Below are 18,252 nucleotides of genomic sequence, written 5' to 3'. Positions count from 1 at the left end.
AGGAATCTCCATGAAGAAATTCCACAAGCCCAAACCCGCGGCGGACCCCGCGTCCTGCTATCGCCGGCACCGGCGGCTCGTCCGGATCGGACAGGTCCTCATGGCCGCCGGTGCACTGGTCGCCATCAGCCACTGGATCGCCCACCTCGCACCCACAGGGCAGGGACCGGGCATCACCGAGGACATATTCATTGGCTACCCCACCGGCGGCGTGTTGATCCTCATCGGCGCCGTCATCGCCGGACGCACCGAACCCAAGAAGCGCTGAGCATGCCGCCCTGGGACGTTGTCCTGTCATCGTGGACCCTGAACTGGCCGGCCCTGGCACTCCTGGTCCCCGCCGCCGGACTGTATGCCCGCGGCCTCCGCGCAGCCAGGCGCCGCGGGATCCACTGGCCGAAGCGGCGGACACTGACCTTCTACGTCCTGGGCCTGGGCAGCTTCGCGGCGCTCAGTTTCGGGTTCACCGGCGTCTACAGCCACGACCTGCGCTGGGTCTTCACCCTTAAGATCACCTCATACCTGTTCATCGTCCCGCTCCTGGTCACCGCGGGCAAACCACTGACCCTTGCCAGGGAAACGCTGGGACCGGCCGGGGCGCAACGGCTTCGGATATTCCTGAGACACCCGGTGATGCGTTCGCTGAGCAACACCGTCGTGGCCGCGCTGCTGGGTCTGGGAATGTTCACCCTCTTCCTGACCCCCCTGTTCCATCCCCTAAGAACCGAACCCCTCTGGGACCTCGTCCTGACTGTTCTGGTGCCCCTAACAGGGATGCTGATGGTGGTGCCGATCATCGAAGACCAGTCGGCCAAGGCCGTCAGCGCGCTGATCATCGTCGAATTCATCTACGTGTTCATCGAACTCGTCGCCGATGCCGTGCCCGGGATCCTGATGCGGATCAGTCCACAAATCCTGGACGGGGCAACCCAGGCCCTCACCGGGCATCAGGGCTGGCTTCCCGGACCGCTGCGGGACCAGCAGCTCGCCGGAGACCTGCTGTGGTTCCTGGCCGAAATCGTCGATGTGCCCCTGATCATCCTGATGTTCGTCAGGTTCGCCCGCAGCGACCGGAACGAGGCGACCTCCTTCGACAGCCTCACCAACGAACAACTCGAGGCGCTGAACCGCGAACACCTCAGTGGTCCGCACGCACCCCGCAGCTGGCGCGATGCGTAGGGCCCTCTGCGCCCCGATTGTCCGGGGAACCGCGGAAAGCCCGCTCAGATGAACGCGGCGGGATTGACCGTCTGGCCGTTGACCATAACCTCGAAATGGAGATGGCATCCGGTGGAGTTCCCGGTCGTCCCCACACCGGCGATCAGCGCGCCCGCGCTGATGACCTGCCCGACGGAGACACCGATGCTCGCCAGGTGGTTATACGTGGATTTCAAGCCGTTGCCGTGGTCCACAACGATCCTGTTTCCGCCGCCGTACTGGCTCCAACCCGCCTCGAGCACCGTTCCAGCACCGGCGGCGAAGACCGCGGTGGAACACGGCCCGGTTAAGTCGATCCCGGTATGCCACTCACCGGATGCCCCGGTCAGCGGGTTGACCCTGAGACCAAAGGGGGAACTGACATTCACGGAGGACAACGGAGCCCGCAACCCCGTGCCTGGAACGGACGCCGGAGCCGGGCCAGCCCCCGGACCGGTCGTTATCGGAGCCCCGGCCGACTGGGCGATTGGTGCAGGTGAAGCCTTCGGTGCAGGTAAGGAGCGGACGGCGGGCCGTTCAAAGGCGAGGCCGGCGCCTGCGGCCGCCGTGACCGCTGGCTGTTCAGCTGCCGTTGCCGAGGCGGCCGGGCGTTCCCGGGCGGCATTCAGGCGGTCCGGATCAGCCTGCGCTGCGGAGAGCACCGTCATGGCAATCAGCCCCGTGACTGTCGCGGCGGCGCCAAATCGCTGCCCACGACTTCCCCAGACGGCGGGCGGAAGGACGGCTGCCCTGCGGCGGCGCTTGGCAGGTGAGGACGCGGCAACAGCGCGGCGTCGACCTTGTATACGGTGGGAAGGCAAAACGCGAGTCCTCTCGGCGCCGGCGAAGTTAGCTGTCGGATTCGGACGAGTGTGCTGTCCGGCCCACCCCGCCAGCAGCCGCCGCACAGGCGTGTACTCACAGAGCCGGCTCAACCCCAAGGCGCACGATGGCGCCGTTGGTGAGTCCTCCGCCCCCGCCAGAAGACTGAAAGTTCATGGACCGCCGGCGGGGCGTGGCGAAGCGGCCTCACGCATACCCGTGAGGGGTATGTATTGCGTCAACCCTATCCAACCTGGCCTCGAAGTTACAATTCCGTTATCAAAGGATAGCCATGCATAAACCAAGCCGCCGGACACCGCCGGCCCCCGCTCCCCGGACCCTTGAGGCATTGCCGGGTTTCTCCCGGCGCCGCCTGCTTTCATCAGCTCTTCTGGGCGCACTGGCCGCCCCGGTGCTCGTAGGATGCGCCTCCGGGGACCCCCTCGCCCAGCAGGCCAAAGCCGGTGACAACAAAAACTACATCGCCGGGGACGGCTCCGTGACCGAATACGCCGACGCCGAGCGGAAACCACCGGTGGTAGTAACCGGCGAACAGTACGACGGAACGGTCGTTAACTCCGGTGACTGGGACGGAAAAGTGATCGTCCTGAACTTCTGGTACGCCGCGTGCGCCCCGTGCCGGCTCGAAGCTCCCCGGCTGGAAGCACTCTGGAACGAGTTCCAACCACAGAATGTCCTCTTCTACGGCGTGAACGTCCGCGACGAGGAAGCCGCCGCTGTCGCCTTCGAGCGGACCTTCGGAATCACCTACCCCAGCATGCAGGACAAAAACGGGGGCATCCTGCTGGCCATGACCCAGTACGTACCGCCGCAGGCCGTTCCGACCACCCTCGTCCTCGACAGACAGGGACGGGTCGCCGCCAGGATCCTCGGCCTGGCCGATCAAAGCATCCTCAAATCCCTCATCGCAGCCGCCGTGGCCGGCGGCTAGCCCGGAATCGTTTGCTCCAGGAATGCGGGGGAAGGACGCGTGGGAGATCGGAAGGTCCTGATGAAGATTTCCGAGTTAGCAGGTCGTTGGCCTCAAGGGCCGCAGAGTTATTGTGGAGGCGGCGGCCGGCCCCAGCCCGCCGCTCACGTCACCACCAGCGACAGGAGAAGCACAATGAGCCATCACATCAGTGCGATGCTTGAGGCCCACCCGACGGAGCCGGGCTCCATCGAGAGGAACAAACTCGCCGAATGCATCACTGCATGCTTTCAATGTGCCCAGGCCTGTACGGCCTGCGCTGACGCCTGCATGGGCGAGCACATGGTCGCGGATCTGATCACTTGCATCCGCACGGATCTGGACTGCGCTGACATCTGTGGCGCGACCGGCAGCGTCCTGTCCCGCCAGACAGGAACCAACGAGGGCATCCTCCGAGCGGTTCTTGAGGCCTGCCGTGCTGCCTGCGGCGCCTGCGCCGACGAATGCGAGCGGCACGCGGACATGCACGAGCACTGCAGGATCTGCGCCCAGGCGTGCCGTCGGTGCGAAGCCGCCTGCACAGAACTCCTGGCAGCCCTGGCCTGAGCATCACCGATACGCGCAGAAGTCCGAAAGCATGGCAACCCGCGGGTCTGAACTTTGCGCCCACGACAGATCCGGTCGGAACTTCACCTTCAGCCCGGACAAGGCCAGCGATGCCCGGACAGGGCCGGAGATGAACAAGACTAGCCAGTTCCGGTGTCCCGGTGGTGTTTCCGTGGCCAAATTCAGCTGCCCAAACGTTGGTCTGGAGTAACGCCTGCGCTGGCGGCGTTCACCGGGTGAAGCCCTTAGTCTGCGGTGTCGCCGGCATCTGCGGCGTCACTGAGCTGCCCGCGGTAGCGAACACGCCGGATCCGCCGTGTCATGGACACCATAAGCAGAATGACGGCGGTGACCATGAAGGCCGTCATCACGAAGCCAAGAAGCCCGGGCGTAATCTGGTCAGCAGTCAAGCCAGCACGAAGGCCCCCATCGCCCGGGGACGGCGACGGCGACACAGTCAGGACCGTGAGTCCGCGGGCCAGGAACACGGCCATCAATCTCGACCCCACAGCAGATTGTCTCCCGATGCCGGGTCATGCCAAAAAGCAGGAGCGGGTTGGCGGCGTGTGCGGGTACTTCCAGAGCCGGTGCTCATGACGGAGTGTCCTTGTCGGTTGTAGAGACGTGAATCAGGATCCTGGCTTGTCCCGCTGTCGCCTCCCGGAGAGCCAGCTGGTTTGGGCTCCGGGCATACGGAAACAATACCGGTCAGCCGGCGTGAGCGAGGACGACACAGACAGCGCTACTTCGTTACTGCATCGTAGATGCGCGCCCGCGGGTTCAAAACGGATATGTAGCCTGTCGGCTTACCGCCCGTTCCATGTAGCACTGCCGACCGGAAACGATGGAAGACTCCCCCAGCAACCCCCCGGCGTGTCAGCAGGCACCATTTGCCGGACTGACGCAAAGGTCCCGTATTCTGGGTCGGGTCCCCTGCTGCGAAGGTCATCAAGCATGCGTTCCATCTCCGGAGTTACACCGGGTCCGTCTTCCCTTCCGTCGCTCGGCCCCCGCCGCGTCAGGTTCGCCGTCCGCGTCTTGGCGGCCGGCCTCCTGTTCAGTGCTTTGGGTGGCACGGGGGCGCAGGCTGAAAATCTGCAGGACACGCAGTCTCAGCTGGAGGATCAGGCGGCACAAGTCCAGGAATCGTTGGAGTTCGTGGACTCCTCGCTCGTTGCCACCGCTTCGCAGCTTGCCACCTACCAAGCCCGGAGGCCCGCGGCAGAACAGACGGTCGCCGAAGCGCAGTCCCGGGTGGCAGCCGCGGCCCGTGAAGTCGATGCATATACCCTGCGCATATCCGCCGCCGAACAGACACTGGCCGACATAGACCGCGAACTGGGACAAAGCCGGAAGGCGATGGCGGAGAGTCATAAGATGGTAGGACAGATAGCCACCGATGCCTACAAGCGCGGAGGGGTACCCCAAGACCTCAGCCTCTTCTTCGGCACCGGCGACCTGGCAGAAGCCGCGGACAGTATCAGCCACACCGAACAGGCCCTGAAGGCCCAGAATGCTGCTGTCTCCGAAATCCGGGACAAGAGATCGGTGGATGAGAACTCCCAGAACAGGCTCTCAGCAGTGCGCCAGGAAATTGCGAACCTGAAGCAGCAAGCCGAGACGGCCCTGAAAGCTGAGCAGGCCGCCCGGGCCAAAGCCACCGCCGCCAAAGAAGACCTCGATCAGCTGATTACATCGTCAACGGCATCGGCACAGGATCTAGCCGCCAAGAAACCTCAGATCATGGCCGAACTGGCGTCCGTCAAAGCCCAGCAGCAGGTCATCGCGGCTCAAATTGCCGAAAACCAACGCCGCGAACGCGAAGCCTGGCTGGCCGAACAGGCAGCGCAGGCGCAGGCGCTAGCACAGGCCCAGGCCCCGAAGGGCCAGAACCCCGCCCAGCCGCAGGCTCCAGCTCCAGGGAATGCTTCATCGTTCGGAATCAGCCGCCCTTTTGGCGCGGGAGTTCCGATCACGTCCGGCTTTGGCTGGCGTGCCACTCCTCCGGGGACGATCGATTTCCTGGGCACGGGCAGTTATCTCCACTCCGGTATTGATTTCGGTGTGGGTTGCGGCACGCCGGTCTATGCTGCGGCCGCCGGAACCGTCACGACTGCCGGCTGGACCAACGGCGGCGGCGGCTTCACCGTCATGGTTTCCCACGGCGTAGTCCAAGGCAACGCACTCACCACGATCCTGTACCACAACAGCAGCGTCACTGTATCGGCCGGGCAGAGGGTGGACAAGGGCCAACTCATTGCCTACTCGGGCAGCAGCGGAAATTCCACGGGATGCCACGCTCACTTCGAAACGTGGCTCAATGGATCGCCTGTGGACCCGCTGGGCCTTCTCTGACCCGTCCCGTGCCCAAAAGCAGCGTTGGCCGGAGACAGCCGGTGACTCACATGCGTGGAGGCCCGGCCGGGCGCTGAAGCGGTGTGCAGGAGCGGCTTGTAAACTGAGGAACATGCCGCTGCCGAAAACCCCGCTCTTCGACCGAGCGGCGACGTCCGGCGGAATCCCGAAGTTCATGGCAGTCAGCATCACAGCCTGCGTCCTCGCCGGACTGTTCATCGTGGAGGCGGCGATATGCCGCGTCGAACGGCGGGGGAATGTGGGTGCGGGCCTGACCTGCTGCCGGCAGACCCGGACGCATCATAGGCTATATCTGTGAAAACCGGAGACATCTGGGTCACGGATCCGGCGACCCTGCGCGACGTGGTCCTGGACCGGGGAGCGGTGCACGCGCTGCTCGGAGATTGTACCCCTCTGGAACAGGTGTGGATCCTTTCCCTGCTGGGGCGGGACGAGGAAGCAGTTGCCGCCGGCCTGGCCCTGCTGGCCGCCTCCCCGGACCGGCTCCGGCCGCTGCTCGTACTCGCCAAGACTTATCAGCGCCAGTACCGCTGGCACGATGCGGCGAGACTGCAGGAAGAGGCCCTGCGGCTGACCCGCACGCCTGCTGCAGAAGCCCTCGTCCGCCACCACATCGGCAGACGGCTCTTCGATGAAGCCTGGTACCGTGATGCCGCGGCCGAATTTGAGTGGGCCCAGGATCTCTACCGGGCCGCCGGCCGGGAGCGCCTCGCACGCGACTCCGCGCGGGCCATGGACCGCGCACGCGAAGTTTATGCGCAAGCCGCATTTCCGGACGGCCAGCAAGTGTGAGGATCCGCGGGGGGAGCTGCACCCGGTAAGGCTACCCACGCCGGTAAAGCCCACCCCTGCACGGCCTTTTGCTAAGTTCCAGTCCTCTGATTCACCGGTGGATCCGTGCCCGACAATCCACGCTGTCACGTCGCAACTTCCACTGTCGATTCTTTGCGCGGAACTGAGTTACGCAACGTTCTGAGTATGTAAATCTGATCGGGACCCACTAGGACCGGCTTCAACTGTCGTTTTTGCATCTTAGTGGCCCGGTCCACGGTGCCCTGTTCGTCGCCTACGTTCTTCTGACCCTCTTCCTGTGGCGCAAAAATGGGTGGACCGGCCGGCTGCTGGCCATTGTTCTTGTGGATTCGGTGCTGCCGACGGGCGGTTTTTGGGTTGCCAGACGAGCGGATCTGGACGCACGGAGGGTCCCCGTACCGATCCCGTGACTCAGCCAACCCCTGGGTCGTTCGGCAGGCCTCAGCGGGGAAACGTGCACGCTCAGGTCTCTGGCAGGCCGCCCAGGGCGATGCAGATCGGCGGTTGAAATGGCTTGTTCTCTCGCCGGTTTTCGTTAAGGTCGTCTGTAGTGCAGGTATCGAGCGTGCAAATCAGGGATCGGCCGAGTGCCGGTTGCCGGCCGGGCCGAAAATCGTTTCGCAGGCATCCGTAGGCCATCCCGGGAGCGGGATGGCCTACGGGTTCCCCAGACGAAGACGTGTGGGCGGGCGTGCTAACTAAATCCTTCGGCACTTCACCACTGGCTGGAGGCTGGAGGATTCCGCGGGGTGAAGGTCAACGCCGGGACGCACACTCGTGTGACGCCTACAGTAGTCAGCGGGACGTGCGCGCCGGACGCCCGTACCCCGTGATCGACCTGATTCACAACTCCACAAAGGAAATTGAAAATGTCAACACTCACTGAATTCACGAAGACCAACCTGGATAAGCAAGGATTCGGAAATCTGGATGAGGCCGCCAAGTCTTGCTACGCGGGACCCTTACGATTCACACCGGCAGTGGGGACAGCCTTGATCATGGTCGGGTTGGCGTTGCAGTCGCCCGCTTTTCTTGGAGTGGGGGCAATCGTTCCGCTCACGGGGGCGATATTTCCCCGCGGCATGATTCTGGACCTGGTCTACAACCTCGGTGTTCGCCACCTGTTTCATGCGCCGGCTCTTCCGCCCACTCCGAGACCGCGACAGTTTTCGTACCTACTGTCCACCGTGCTCATTGCAGGTTCAGCCTTGTCCTTCTTCAACGGATTGTCAGTGTTGGGATTTGTGCTCGGAGGAATGGTCGCCCTCGGAGGCACAATCCTCACCACCACCCATTGGTGTCTCGGATCGTGGTTCTACAGACTATTCTTCAGTCACGCGGCCGTTTGAGCTGCTGACCGGGCAGGTTCCGGGACGGGATGCCTGAAGCGCTCACGGTGATGAACAGGTCGGTAGAAACGCCGAGGGTCACGTGCCTTCGCTGCCCGCCGCAGTGGATTCGATGCTGTTCAGCGCTGCTCGCAGCCGGGAATCGGCGTCTGTGGCAACCTCGCGAATTGCCGGGCTGTCACTGAGTTGGACCATAGTCATCGGGTCGATGGCTTGAACGATTGGCTCGCTCGCATTGGGGCCGCGGCGAACGACGACGTTACAGGGGAGGAGTACGCCCATGTCCGGTTCTGCGACCAGAGCCCGTTGAGCGAGAAGGGGATTGCACGCGCCGAGGATGACGTAATCGCCAAGGGCCTGGGCGCTGTCGACACCCAACTTGGCCTCAAAGGTAGACCGGACGTTGATTTCGGAGAGAACTCCGAAACCTTGTTCCGCGAGGAGTTCCCGGATCCGGCTCACCGCTTGTTCGTACGGCAGCGAAACGGTGACCGTGTGGGCGTAACTCATGGATTCTCCAATGTTCGCACCATGGCGAAAAGTTTGGACCGGCCGGTCGTCCCGATCATACGACCGAGACCGTCCAGCAGGAAGCTGCTGAGCCGACCAATGGATTTCATTTGGCTTTCTCGCCGAGCACCGTCAACCGTTCGCGGTATTCCTCGGCGTTCAGTTCACCCTTGGCGAATCGTTCGTCCAGAACCTGACGCGCGGCGCTCGGTCCTCGTGGACGCGAATCGGCTGACGAATCATCGCGCCGACCGCGGTTCGCTCCGCCGGCCAAGGCGCGGACTGCCCAGATGACCAGTAAGACAATGCCGACGAGTGCCGGTCGTCTGCGCGGTAAGCAGCCCAAACTGTCCAAAGCGCAGGAGAAGCATCTGATCGAGGTCCACCAGCGAGGCGAACACACCACCGCGCAGATCGCTGAACTCTTCAGCGTCGGGAGGTCCACGGTCTACCGCGCAATCCAGCGCGCCGGCGACACCGACGCTTAGATTCGAAAAACTTCACCGTCCAAAGCCGGAATCCGCACCGGTGCGCCCTAAACGTGAATTTCCGTACCGATCCTCCTCAGACCCCGGCTTCGCCCGCGTCGGGCTACTCCTCGCTGTTCGACGGCCAACCAGGCCCCTCTCCCGGGATGAACCGGGAACGATCCATTTTCCAGACCGCCGACGGTAGTCCTTAGACACCGGAGTTTCTGGCCCGGCGCTGCGCCAGGTAAGAGATGCCCCCGGCCAGTGCCAGCAGGGCGGCCGCGATCCCCACGGTCAGCGGCGCGTTCTGATCATTGGGTGCTCTGACCTGATCCGGCGCGGCACCCGCCGGTGCCGTTCCCGCAGGGGAGCTGGCAGCAGTTGCGGAACCGGATGACATGCCGGAGCCGCCCATGTTCATGCCGGGCATGCTGCCGCCGGAGCCGGCCGAGCAGCCAGCCAGGGCGATGGCTGCGGCGATCGCAGCGGATGAGACGGTCATGTGCTTCTTGTTCATGAAAAATTTGTCCTTCAAGACATCCGCAGACGCTGGGCGGCAGGGTAACAACGCACGTTAGCTGATTATAGAGGTTCTAAAATTGCGACCGGTGTACGGGGGCGGTTGGCAGCAGACGGTCCACAAAGACGCCGGAGCGATCTCCGCAAACAGCCAAGCAGCGGGCCCGATGGGTGGTGGAAAGTTTGACTAGGCTCGTGTCTTTCGAGACTTAGTCCGCGGAAGTTGCGGTTCATAGCGTGTGCCCGCGCCAATCCATGCACCTGGCAAGATAGCCACCGGACAGTTAACCGGGGTGCGCTGTCAAGCCGCTGTTGCCGTCATCGGGAAGTCGTGGCCGCCGGACAGGCCAGCCGAAAGCAACAGTGAGTGTGGTTGCGAGGAACACGACAGGGATACTGTGTCAGCGGCTGCTCGCCTCAGGCCGCCGGCTGACGGCTTTTGGGTTGCCCGGCGAGGCATCGAAGCCGGCCCCGGGTGGAGGAACAGTTACAAACGTAGATCAACTACCTTAGACGGGAGTACCGCGACGGCCGCCGACCTTAAGCTGCAGCCGGGAGAAGCGTTCAGCTCAAGTCTCGGGCAAGCTGCTCGATGGGATGCAGGCCGCGCCCGAAACGGGCTATCGCTTCCCGGTGCCGGTCGAGTTCGCCGTAGGGCAGGTATCGGACATGCAAATCAGCGATCCGGCTGAATGCCGGTCGCCGGAGCTGGGCACGAACCTCCTCCTCGCGGGCATCCGGAGCCACGAGATACAGTGCGTGAACTGCCCCTCTTTCGCCGGAGAGCGCCAGATCAAGCATCCGAACGATTCCTGAGTAAATCGATGTGCTGTGCTCAACTTCGAAAGCGGCAGTGACGTTTCCGCCAGATTCCAGCCACAGTACGTCAATGAGCCTGATTGCGCCGGCAGCAGTGCCGCTCATGAGTCCGGGCGGAAGCTCGGTCAGGCAGCCGTCGGCCAAGCAGCCGCCCCCGTAGGGTCTGCTGCGATCGTTACTGGCGATCCACACATCGAACCCGAGTGAGAGGCCGAGGTCGCGGAGCCATCCCTGTACCTCAGTGTGCGTGACGTCATCTCGCTCGGCGACCATTTGCGCTTTGTCCAGCTTCGCTTCCTCCCTCACCCGGGCAAGGTCCGCGTGCCACGCTGCTCGAGCTGCCATTGTGTCAATGCCTGGCAGCGGTGGAGCAGCGAAGCGGCCGGTCCCGATGTCGAAGAGCAAGCCGGCGATCGCGCCGAGGTCGTTCGACAGCAAATCCCGAAACATCTCGTTGATCGACATCACACCTCGGCGCATGCTGAGGTATTCGTCCCAGCTCCCGAGCTTCACCTTGTTGCCGGTCAACCCGTTGTACCCCTTGACGATTGCGGTGTTGAACGGCGGCATGAGTGTGGGGTGCAGGAAGTACAGCAGGTTCGCCGCGGCTGGCCCCAGACCCTTGATCTTCCGTTCGGCGAACGACCGCACTGCCGTCAGCAACTGCGCCTCCGTAGTGCAACACCGGCACGTCTCCAGCATTCTGCCGAACGCCAACTGGTTGCCGCGGTCCTCATAGATATCCGGGATCCTCAGCTTTGGTTTCCAAAGAAATGCGTGATCTGCACCCTTGAAGATCTGGCGCTGCTCGGCAACCCCATGCACCACGGTCTCCAGCGAAGAACCCCGGAAAGCAGTACCGAAGGTGTTGGCTTCGATCTCCGCGCTCACCTGCTCAATCCCGCGGCGAAGGGAGCGGAAGTTCTTGATGCGCTCAGGCCAGAGGAACCACGTCCTGTACGTACCGGCAGTATCATCCCGCCAACGTAAAATCAGCTCCCGAAGGGCGGACTCATCAAAGGGAGAACGAGAACGTGCTGAGGCGAGATCGCGGGTCACATATGAAGTATGAGTGAACGAGCCCGCTTTCCTTAGCATGACGCGGACGTCGCCCTCGACCGTTTCAGGCAGCGCACACGGCCTCTTTGAAGTCGTTCCGGCAGACGATTGTTCTCCCTGATTTATCTACCGGGGCCGTTGCAGGACATCAGATGCCCTCCGGGTGCCGCTGCACGCGCCGTCGAGGCGGTGTCGACGGCCGCGAATGTCTCGTCGTCCACAAGGGGCCAGCCCGGCATGGTCCAGCTATCCGGGGGTGCTGGTGCCAGCAACCCCTTACTTCGTCGTCCCTGCCGTCGCTGGGATGGGTTGTCGGCTTGTCCGGTATGGCAACACCGCGGCCGGCGAGCACGGACTCAGCTGTCCGGTGGGCACCCAGGGGGTCCGATTTTCCTTTGAGCCGGCGGCAATGACCGGGCCGCAGGGGTCGGCATGTTCATCGCGGTCGATAAGATGCTCCCGTGGAAGCGGATGGACAACCGCGCCAGCGCCATCGCCATTGCGCTGGCCGTGAAATTGCGTGGGCGTCAGTCCTCGCACTCTGATGATGGGGCCGCAAAGCTCCTATCAAGCACCTGGTCCAGCTTCGGAATCGCGCGATCTGCTCAGCTCCCGACTGCGGCCGGGCCGAGGCCGTTGTCCTCTTCGCCATTCCTAGACCCCTCGTTCCGGTGTTTCAGTCCAGCCTTCGTGCGCTTTCCGCGGGACGTACGAGCTTCCCGCACGGGGCTAACTGACGGTGAGTTGGGTGTACATGCCGGCGGCGTAGTGGCCCGGGAGGTTGCAAACGAGCTCATAGCGCCCTGGCGGCAGCGTGACGGTGACCCAGCCTGACGCGCCGGGAAGGATTCCCTGGCCGGTGCCTTCGGCGCAGGTGTTGGACGCTTCCCCGAGACTGCCGGCCTCATCGATTTTGGCGTCCCCGCCGATCGGGCGGGTGCCGGGGATCTGGCTTTCGGGAAGGGGAAGGATGACGAGTTCGTGGCTGATGGTGCCTGCGTTGGTGACCAGGAAGGACACCGTGCCGTGGGCCACGGTGTTACTGTCTGCGGTCATTCGCATGGCCCCGCCCATGGTGCCGTTTCGCGGGCGCATCATGGGCCCGCCCATGTTGGTCAGTGACACGCTGACGACCGGACCGGGGAAGATTTGGTGCCGTGCACCGGGCCCGGGACAGGGAACCGGTGCCCCCGGGATTCACAAGACCGCCCGCGAGGCCCACCGCCACGAGGGACAGTGCGGTCAGAAGGAGCACGGCTGCGGCCCCGAGGATGATCTGCCCGCGGTGGGTCAACGAGTTCAATCCTGGCGCCTGAGCGCCGTGCGCCGGGCAGTGAACTCCTGCTCGTCGATTTCCCCGCGCGCGAAGCGCTCAGTAAGAATACGCTCGGCGTCGTGGTGCGGCAGCCGCAGTGCGGCCGGTCCCTCACCCGGATGGGGACGCCGGAGTAGGAGCACAACGACAGTGACTACTCCGCCCCAGAAAATCAGCATCAACCCGGCCATGGCTACCCACGCGCCTATACCCCAGCCATTTCCGTCCCAGCCATACATCATGATCAGGCCTCCTCCTGTGAAACTACGTTGGGCCCGCTTCCCGGAACAGTGCCCAACGGCCCGGCGGGTATATACAGTCTGCATCGGGGCCGACGGCGGCCGGCCCTGCTCCGATGCGCACGCGGACACAAAAGTCAGGCAGCGGTGACCGTTTCGCGTCCCGTGGGCCTCCGGTCCGGAGGCCGGCCGGGTCTCAGGCGGTTTGGAGCTCTTTCAGTGCGGCCCGGAGCCGGTCATCGGCTTCGCCGGCGACCAGGGCGACGGCCGGGGCGTCGCTTAGCTGGACCATTGTCTGCGGGTCGATCGTTTGGATGACGGTCGCGTTGGCGTCGTTGCCGCGCCGGATGACGACGTTGCACGGAAGGAGCAGGCCCATGTCCGGTTCCGCGGTGAGTGCGCGCTGGGCCAAGGCGGGGTTGCAGACGCCCAGGATGAGGTAGTCGCCCAGGGCCTGTCCGCTCTCCTCCCCGAGCTTGGCCTCCAAGGTTGAGCGGACATCGATTTCGGAGAGGACTCCGAAGCCCTGGCCCTGGAGTGCCTCCCTGGTCCGGCGCACCGCTTCCTGGTACGGCAGGGCGACGGTGATGGTGTGTGCGTAGCTCATGGTTATGCTCCTTCATTGGGTTTGGCTGTGAGTCAATGACGCCGCATCGCGGTGTCACCGGGATTCGATGAGGCCCATCATGCCGCTGTCCTCGTGGTCGAGGATATGGCAGTGGTAGACGGTCTTGCCGGTGAAATCATCGAACGCGATCCGGACGCGCACGCTGCTGCGGGCCGGGACGTTGACCACATCCTGCCACTCGGGGTCGGATACGGGCCGGCCGGCCTGTTCGATGGTCTGCATGGGCCATACGTGCAGGTGGAAAGGGTGGTCCATTGGGCTGGTGTTAGTCAGCGTCCACTCCTCGAGGGCGCCGGCCGGGACGGTGGTGTCAGTCCGGCCCGGGTCGAAAGGTTTGCCGTTGAAGGTGAAGCTCATTCCCGACCCCATGCCCATGCCCATGGCGAAGGTCAGTTCCCGCCGTGCCGTGACCGCAGCGGACCGCAGGTCCCGGGGTGCCGGCTGGGCCGGGAGCGGCTCCGCGGACGGGGCCGGTTCGCCGCTGACGGCATAGGTGGCCAGGACGGTGCCGTTGGGGTCGGTCTGGGCCTGTTGGCCTCCGGTGCTGGCGCCCATCATGGATCCTGCGGTTCCCCTGTCCACCGCCAGGGTGCGCAGCACGGCCGTGCCGGTGGCCGCGGTGACGAGGAGGTCTGCCCGGTTGCCTGGAGCCAGCAGCACCTCCTCAACGTCCCGGGGGTTCTGATAGCGGCCGGAGTCGAGTCCAAGCAGCTGCAGGCGCTGGCCGTCGAGGCGCAGTTTCAGGTACCGGGCGGTGCAGGCGTTGATGATCCTCCACCGTTCGCGTTCTGCCGGTTTGGCCGCCAGTTGCGGGTTTAGCTGGCCGTTGACCAGAACGAGGCTGCCTTCCCGGCCCATCATTTTCTCCATCGCCGACACGGCAGCGACGCTTCCGTCGCTGTTCAGTGAGATGTCCGAGATGACCATGACCCGGTCCCGTGAGGTCGGGACAGGGTGCGGGTCCTCGACGATGATGGCACCGTACAGTCCGCCGAAGACCTGGTCGGCGACCGTGCCATGGTGGTGGGGGTGGTACCAGTACACGCCCGGAGGGTGGTCCGCGGGGAGGCGGTATTCGTAATCGAAGGATGTTCCGGGGTCAACGGAGAGGAGCACGTTGTCGCTGTTGCCCTGGGGGGAGACGTGCAGGCCGTGGACGTGCAGGTTGGTCGGATCCCGCAGGCCGTTCTCCAATGTTAGGTTCACCCGGTCACCGGGCCTCAGGAACATCGTCGGGCCGGGCACTGACCCGTTGTAGGTCAACACGGTGGCGTTCGTGCCGGCGATCCGTGCCTGAGCCTGTACCGCTCTCAGGCGCATCTGGAGCGTCCCGTTGCTGCTGCGGAGGACCTCGGGTTCGAGGAGGGCCTGTCCGGCCGCCGACTGGTTCCCGGCTCCGGAGTCCCACAACAGGCCTGCCGCGCCCGTCAGTGCGGCTGCGGTTCCGGCGCCCCCCAGGATGAGGGCGGTGCGTCGGCGGACAGGCCGCATCAGCTGTCGCCCTTGAGGATTTTGAGACGTTCCTGGTATTCCTCCGCGGTCAGCTCGCCCCTGGCAAAGCGTTCATCCAGGATCTCCCGGGGTGTGCCTCCGCCGCCCGCAGGCCCGGCGCCCCTGCCGTCAAGGGAGCCTGTGGGTCCGCCGCGGCGCCTGCCGGCCGAGAGAAACCAAATCCCGAGACCGGCAAGCAGCAGGACCCCGACGATCAGCAGCAGCCAGAACATCCCCGTCCAGCCCATGCCTGATCCGTATCCACCCATCATGACCCGTCTCCTTACCCCGCGAAACCGGTACTGACCGGCGTGCGGTGATCACTTTCGAGGCTACACCATAATACCCATTGGGGTATATGGCGGGGCGGGGCCGGGCGTTTGATGCCCGCGGCTTCAAGCCGGGAATTCGATCCTCAACCATCAGTATGCCGGCACCCGATCACGATACGACCGACGCCCGGCCGGAGGATGCCCGTTGGTCCCCGGCGCCCCTGCCGGGGACGCCATGGCATGGTCCGAATACCGAACCAGGCGTGCAGCGCGGCGGCCACCGCCGACGCCGGAGGTGCAACGCCACCGCGGCCGCGCGTCCGGCGGCGTTAGGGTGGGTGCATGGGAGTCGAACCAGCGGTAATAAAGCGAATGTCGAGAATGCGTCCTCAGGATCCGGCCAGCGTGCCCCGGGAGGTGGAGGGCGAACCGGATCTGGTAGCGGTGGACACGACATGGGGAGAGCTGCAGCCACTGCAGTGCGCACCCGGGGTGGTCACCCTCGGCGAGCTCGAACTCCTGGAGCAGATCAGCGGCGGCGCTGTCCTGATCGACAGCCGCGTGCCTGACTCCAGGTCCGGGGTTACGATTCCAGGCGCAGTCAACTTTCCGCACGACCGGATTATTGGATTCAGGGATCACCTCGAGGTTTCGAGGCTGAGCATTTTCTTCTGTAACGGCCCGCAATGCCCGCAGTCACCGGCGGCCATCCGGGCGCTGCTGGAAACCGGGTATCCGGCATCCGCGCTGGCCTACTACCGGGGAGGACTGCACGACTGGGTCACCCTGGCCATGCCCACGGAACAGATCATCTGACCCCGGGCTCGTCCGGGCACCGGTGTCACCGGCGAAGCCGCCCGGGCCATGCCCCCACCCGCTGCGCTCCGTTCGGGTCGCCGGCGAACAGCCCGCCGGCCTGACCATGTTCGGCGGCGTCAATGATGACCTGGCCAAACAGGCCACCGCAATCAAACGGGATCCGCGGGCTGCTCACGCGGCTTGGGAGCGTGTCCTTCGCCTACGCCTGATCCACCGCGGACCTGGCCGACCCCCGAAGCGCCGGGCCAAAGCGGGCCGGCCGGGGGAATTGATGACATTGACGGACCGAAGATGAACTCCGATGTGACGGATCAGAAGCTGCCGCTGCCGCCGGAATCATCGTCCCGGCCGGCGTCGCCGCGGCCGCCGTGCAGGATCGAATCGATCAGAATCCCGCCCAGCACGGCCCCGCCGAGGCCCCCGCCGCACCCGCGGCTCCCGAACATGCCGCCGCCGTAGCCGCGGTTTTCCAAGCCGCCGAAGCCCTGCACATCGGACTGGGCGAGCTCTGCCGCCCGGGATGCCAGAGCGCCGGCCTGCTGCGCGTAGGCCAAGGAAGATCCAGGATTCGTCTGCTGGATGGAGAGCGCGGTGTCCAGAACTCGTTGCGCTTCGGCCAATCGTGTCCTGGCCCTTGGTCCCACACCGCCGCGCCGGGCGGCAATGTAGTCCGAGGCAACCGAGATCCGGGCCTGCGCATGCATGATGGCCTGCTGGAGAGCCTCCCCGGCGCGCCGCGCCTGATCCTGCTGGTTCCGGACCCCGGAGAGGGCCTGATCCAGTCCCTGGCGCGCCGCTTCCATGCGCTGCAACGCGGCGATCGGGTCGATCCTTCCTGAGTGCAGCTGCTGTTGCACCTGGTTCAGGACCGCCTCGGCGGCTGCGACGGGGCCCGCGAGGTCAGTATGCTGCCCGGCCGCCATCGTGGCCTTGGCCTGGGCGAGGTCCTGGGCGGCGTCCGCCACCGCGCGGTCGAGATTAGTCCGGGCGGAGTCAAGGTCGTGCCGGACCTTGCCGATGGCGTCAACCAGCACGTTGGTCTGGTGCAGGCTTTCTTCGCCAGCGCGGACAGCGACGGCGGCGGCGCCCGGGTCGGCCTCGGAGAGCTTATGCTGTGCAGCCTGCGCGGCGGTGTCCAGAAATATCAGTCGCTCCCGGGCCTGGGCGATGTTGTCCGAGACCGGGGCAACCGCCGCATCGGAGTATCCTACGCACAGCTCGGCCATGTGGTGCTCCGCATCCGCTATCTTGACCGCAGCCTCGGCTCGTCCGGCCCGGAGCAGTTCGAGTGCTCGTGGTGCGTTCTGTTCGAGTTCACGCAGGGAGTCGAAGGAAACTTTCTGTGCGGCCAGAGCCTGGCTGGCCGACTCGCAGCGACGGATGATCTCGGTATACGAGTCCCGCTGTTGCTCCTCGGTGGCCGGGATCGCATCTTCCAGCTGCTGCTGGAGTTTGAAGGACTCGCTCAGGTTTGACTTGGCATCGGCGAGGGCTTTCACAAAGGGCGCGACGGAAACGTCCCCGAACTGGGCTTGCGCGAATCCTGCTTCCTGCTCGCTGGAGCGCACGGCGTCGTCGGCTGCTATGAGCAGCGACACGGCCCGTTGCTTCAGCTCCGGAAGGCTCAACGCCACGGGCTGATCGCTCCGGTCGCCGTCGCGTGGATTTACCGCCGGTTCTTCCGGCTCGGTCCCCGGGCCGGCAAGCACCGCCAAGCGGTCCCTGTATTCCTGCGTGCCCAGCTCGCCGCCGGCGTATCGCTGATCGAGGATTCGACGTGCGTTGCTCCTGCCCGCGGCGGCGTTACGGTTCTGCCCCAGGGCTGATCCCATTCCCCTTCGGCGGGCGCCACCGGACAACGCCCGGGCCGCGAGAGCCGCCAGTAGAACGGTGACCGCGACCGGCAGTAACCAGAATAGCCAGGACACATCTATGCCGGACCCGTACCCACCCATCATGGGTGACTCCTTCCACCGGCCCTATTCCGCAGCCGTCTGATTCCAGACTACGCCAACAT

At 64.7% G+C, this 18,252-nt stretch carries 22 protein-coding genes; 10 read left to right on the top strand and 12 right to left on the bottom strand.

Going from position 1 to position 18,252, the window contains the following annotated elements; translation table 11 throughout:
- Window positions 1-10: 10 nt before the first annotated feature.
- Both ABIB49_RS15095 and ABIB49_RS15090 read left to right on the top strand, forming a co-directional pair.
- A complete protein-coding gene (locus ABIB49_RS15095) occupies window positions 11-268 on the top strand; it encodes a hypothetical protein (RefSeq protein WP_354157258.1) in 258 nt (85 codons plus the stop codon).
- A gap of 2 nt (window positions 269-270) precedes the next feature.
- Window positions 271-1,179 (top strand): cytochrome c oxidase assembly protein, encoded by a 909-nt coding sequence (locus ABIB49_RS15090; protein ID WP_354157257.1) that lies wholly within the window; start codon window positions 271-273, stop codon window positions 1,177-1,179.
- A 44-nt stretch (window positions 1,180-1,223) separates the two neighbouring features.
- Here ABIB49_RS15090 and ABIB49_RS15085 read toward each other — a convergent pair whose 3' ends face one another.
- Window positions 1,224-1,586: a M23 family metallopeptidase gene (locus ABIB49_RS15085; protein WP_354157256.1), complete on the bottom strand. Its 363-nt coding sequence runs from the start codon at window positions 1,584-1,586 to the stop codon at window positions 1,224-1,226.
- Between the two features lie 725 nt (window positions 1,587-2,311).
- Between ABIB49_RS15085 and ABIB49_RS15080 the strand changes: the two genes are divergently transcribed.
- Together ABIB49_RS15080 and ABIB49_RS15075 are read left to right on the top strand one after the other, a co-directional pair.
- The gene (locus ABIB49_RS15080; protein ID WP_354157255.1) at window positions 2,312-2,971 is read left to right on the top strand and encodes a TlpA family protein disulfide reductase; all 660 of its coding nucleotides are present in this window, start codon (window positions 2,312-2,314) and stop codon (window positions 2,969-2,971) included.
- Between the two features lie 174 nt (window positions 2,972-3,145).
- Window positions 3,146-3,556, top strand: a complete 411-nt coding sequence (locus tag ABIB49_RS15075; RefSeq protein WP_354157254.1) for a four-helix bundle copper-binding protein — start codon at window positions 3,146-3,148, stop codon at window positions 3,554-3,556.
- 245 nt (window positions 3,557-3,801) lie between these two features.
- On the opposite strand, the gene ABIB49_RS15070 is transcribed toward ABIB49_RS15075, so the two are convergent.
- Window positions 3,802-4,065 (bottom strand): hypothetical protein, encoded by a 264-nt coding sequence (locus ABIB49_RS15070; RefSeq protein WP_354157253.1) that lies wholly within the window; start codon window positions 4,063-4,065, stop codon window positions 3,802-3,804.
- A gap of 445 nt (window positions 4,066-4,510) precedes the next feature.
- Here ABIB49_RS15070 and ABIB49_RS15065 point away from each other — a divergent pair, with 445 nt between their 5' ends.
- The 4 genes from ABIB49_RS15065 to ABIB49_RS15050 all read left to right on the top strand — a co-directional run bounded on the left by ABIB49_RS15065 (window position 4,511) and on the right by ABIB49_RS15050 (window position 8,094).
- Window positions 4,511-5,911, top strand: a complete 1,401-nt coding sequence (locus tag ABIB49_RS15065) for a murein hydrolase activator EnvC family protein (RefSeq protein ID WP_354157252.1) — start codon at window positions 4,511-4,513, stop codon at window positions 5,909-5,911.
- 315 nt (window positions 5,912-6,226) lie between these two features.
- A complete protein-coding gene (locus ABIB49_RS15060) occupies window positions 6,227-6,724 on the top strand; it encodes a hypothetical protein (RefSeq protein WP_354157251.1) in 498 nt (165 codons plus the stop codon).
- Between the two features lie 233 nt (window positions 6,725-6,957).
- Complete coding sequence (locus ABIB49_RS15055) at window positions 6,958-7,155, top strand: DUF3817 domain-containing protein (protein ID WP_354157250.1); 198 nt, start codon at window positions 6,958-6,960, stop codon at window positions 7,153-7,155.
- Window positions 7,156-7,614: 459 nt separating this feature from the next.
- Window positions 7,615-8,094 carry a DUF4395 family protein gene (locus ABIB49_RS15050; protein ID WP_253033849.1) on the top strand — a complete coding sequence of 160 codons (480 nt, stop codon included), beginning with the start codon at window positions 7,615-7,617 and terminating at the stop codon, window positions 8,092-8,094.
- 78 nt (window positions 8,095-8,172) lie between these two features.
- Here ABIB49_RS15050 and ABIB49_RS15045 read toward each other — a convergent pair whose 3' ends face one another.
- Window positions 8,173-8,604, bottom strand: a complete 432-nt coding sequence (locus ABIB49_RS15045) for a DUF302 domain-containing protein (protein ID WP_354157249.1) — start codon at window positions 8,602-8,604, stop codon at window positions 8,173-8,175.
- Between the two features lie 290 nt (window positions 8,605-8,894).
- On the opposite strand from ABIB49_RS15045, the gene ABIB49_RS15040 reads away from it, so the two are divergent.
- A complete protein-coding gene (locus ABIB49_RS15040; RefSeq protein ID WP_502913816.1) occupies window positions 8,895-9,092 on the top strand; it encodes a helix-turn-helix domain-containing protein in 198 nt (65 codons plus the stop codon).
- A 190-nt stretch (window positions 9,093-9,282) separates the two neighbouring features.
- On the opposite strand, the gene ABIB49_RS15035 is transcribed toward ABIB49_RS15040, so the two are convergent.
- The 7 genes from ABIB49_RS15035 to ABIB49_RS15005 form a co-directional block, all read right to left on the bottom strand.
- Window positions 9,283-9,591 carry a hypothetical protein gene (locus tag ABIB49_RS15035; RefSeq protein ID WP_354157248.1) on the bottom strand — a complete coding sequence of 103 codons (309 nt, stop codon included), beginning with the start codon at window positions 9,589-9,591 and terminating at the stop codon, window positions 9,283-9,285.
- A 566-nt stretch (window positions 9,592-10,157) separates the two neighbouring features.
- Window positions 10,158-11,471, bottom strand: coding sequence for a type II restriction enzyme NmeDI-related protein (locus tag ABIB49_RS15030; protein ID WP_354157247.1), 1,314 nt, complete (start codon window positions 11,469-11,471; stop codon window positions 10,158-10,160).
- Window positions 11,472-12,200: 729 nt separating this feature from the next.
- Window positions 12,201-12,596 (bottom strand): sulfocyanin-like copper-binding protein, encoded by a 396-nt coding sequence (locus ABIB49_RS15025; RefSeq protein ID WP_354157246.1) that lies wholly within the window; start codon window positions 12,594-12,596, stop codon window positions 12,201-12,203.
- Between the two features lie 174 nt (window positions 12,597-12,770).
- Window positions 12,771-13,028 (bottom strand): SHOCT domain-containing protein, encoded by a 258-nt coding sequence (locus ABIB49_RS15020; protein WP_354157245.1) that lies wholly within the window; start codon window positions 13,026-13,028, stop codon window positions 12,771-12,773.
- Window positions 13,029-13,221: 193 nt separating this feature from the next.
- Window positions 13,222-13,632 (bottom strand): DUF302 domain-containing protein, encoded by a 411-nt coding sequence (locus ABIB49_RS15015; RefSeq protein WP_354157244.1) that lies wholly within the window; start codon window positions 13,630-13,632, stop codon window positions 13,222-13,224.
- Between the two features lie 54 nt (window positions 13,633-13,686).
- A complete protein-coding gene (locus ABIB49_RS15010; RefSeq protein ID WP_354157243.1) occupies window positions 13,687-15,144 on the bottom strand; it encodes a multicopper oxidase family protein in 1,458 nt (485 codons plus the stop codon).
- A complete protein-coding gene (locus tag ABIB49_RS15005) occupies window positions 15,144-15,416 on the bottom strand; it encodes an SHOCT domain-containing protein (protein ID WP_354157242.1) in 273 nt (90 codons plus the stop codon). The genes ABIB49_RS15010 and ABIB49_RS15005 overlap by 1 nt, the downstream gene beginning before the upstream one ends.
- A 381-nt stretch (window positions 15,417-15,797) precedes the next feature.
- Here ABIB49_RS15005 and ABIB49_RS15000 point away from each other — a divergent pair, with 381 nt between their 5' ends.
- On the top strand, window positions 15,798-16,232 hold the full coding sequence (locus tag ABIB49_RS15000; protein ID WP_354157241.1) for a rhodanese-like domain-containing protein: 435 nt from the start codon (window positions 15,798-15,800) through the stop codon (window positions 16,230-16,232).
- 25 nt (window positions 16,233-16,257) lie between these two features.
- Here the strand turns inward: ABIB49_RS15000 and ABIB49_RS14995 are convergent, their stop codons facing one another.
- Window positions 16,258-16,410: a hypothetical protein gene (locus ABIB49_RS14995; protein WP_354157240.1), complete on the bottom strand. Its 153-nt coding sequence runs from the start codon at window positions 16,408-16,410 to the stop codon at window positions 16,258-16,260.
- A 136-nt stretch (window positions 16,411-16,546) separates the two neighbouring features.
- Window positions 16,547-18,193: a TPM domain-containing protein gene (locus ABIB49_RS14990; RefSeq protein WP_354157239.1), complete on the bottom strand. Its 1,647-nt coding sequence runs from the start codon at window positions 18,191-18,193 to the stop codon at window positions 16,547-16,549.
- Window positions 18,194-18,252 lie beyond the last annotated feature (59 nt).

This window comes from Arthrobacter sp. UYCu512, assembly GCF_040547075.1.
Taxonomy (GTDB): Bacteria; Actinomycetota; Actinomycetes; order Actinomycetales; family Micrococcaceae; genus Arthrobacter.
Note: the sequence above shows the minus strand (reverse complement) of the source record. Positions and strands in the feature narration are given on the sequence as shown.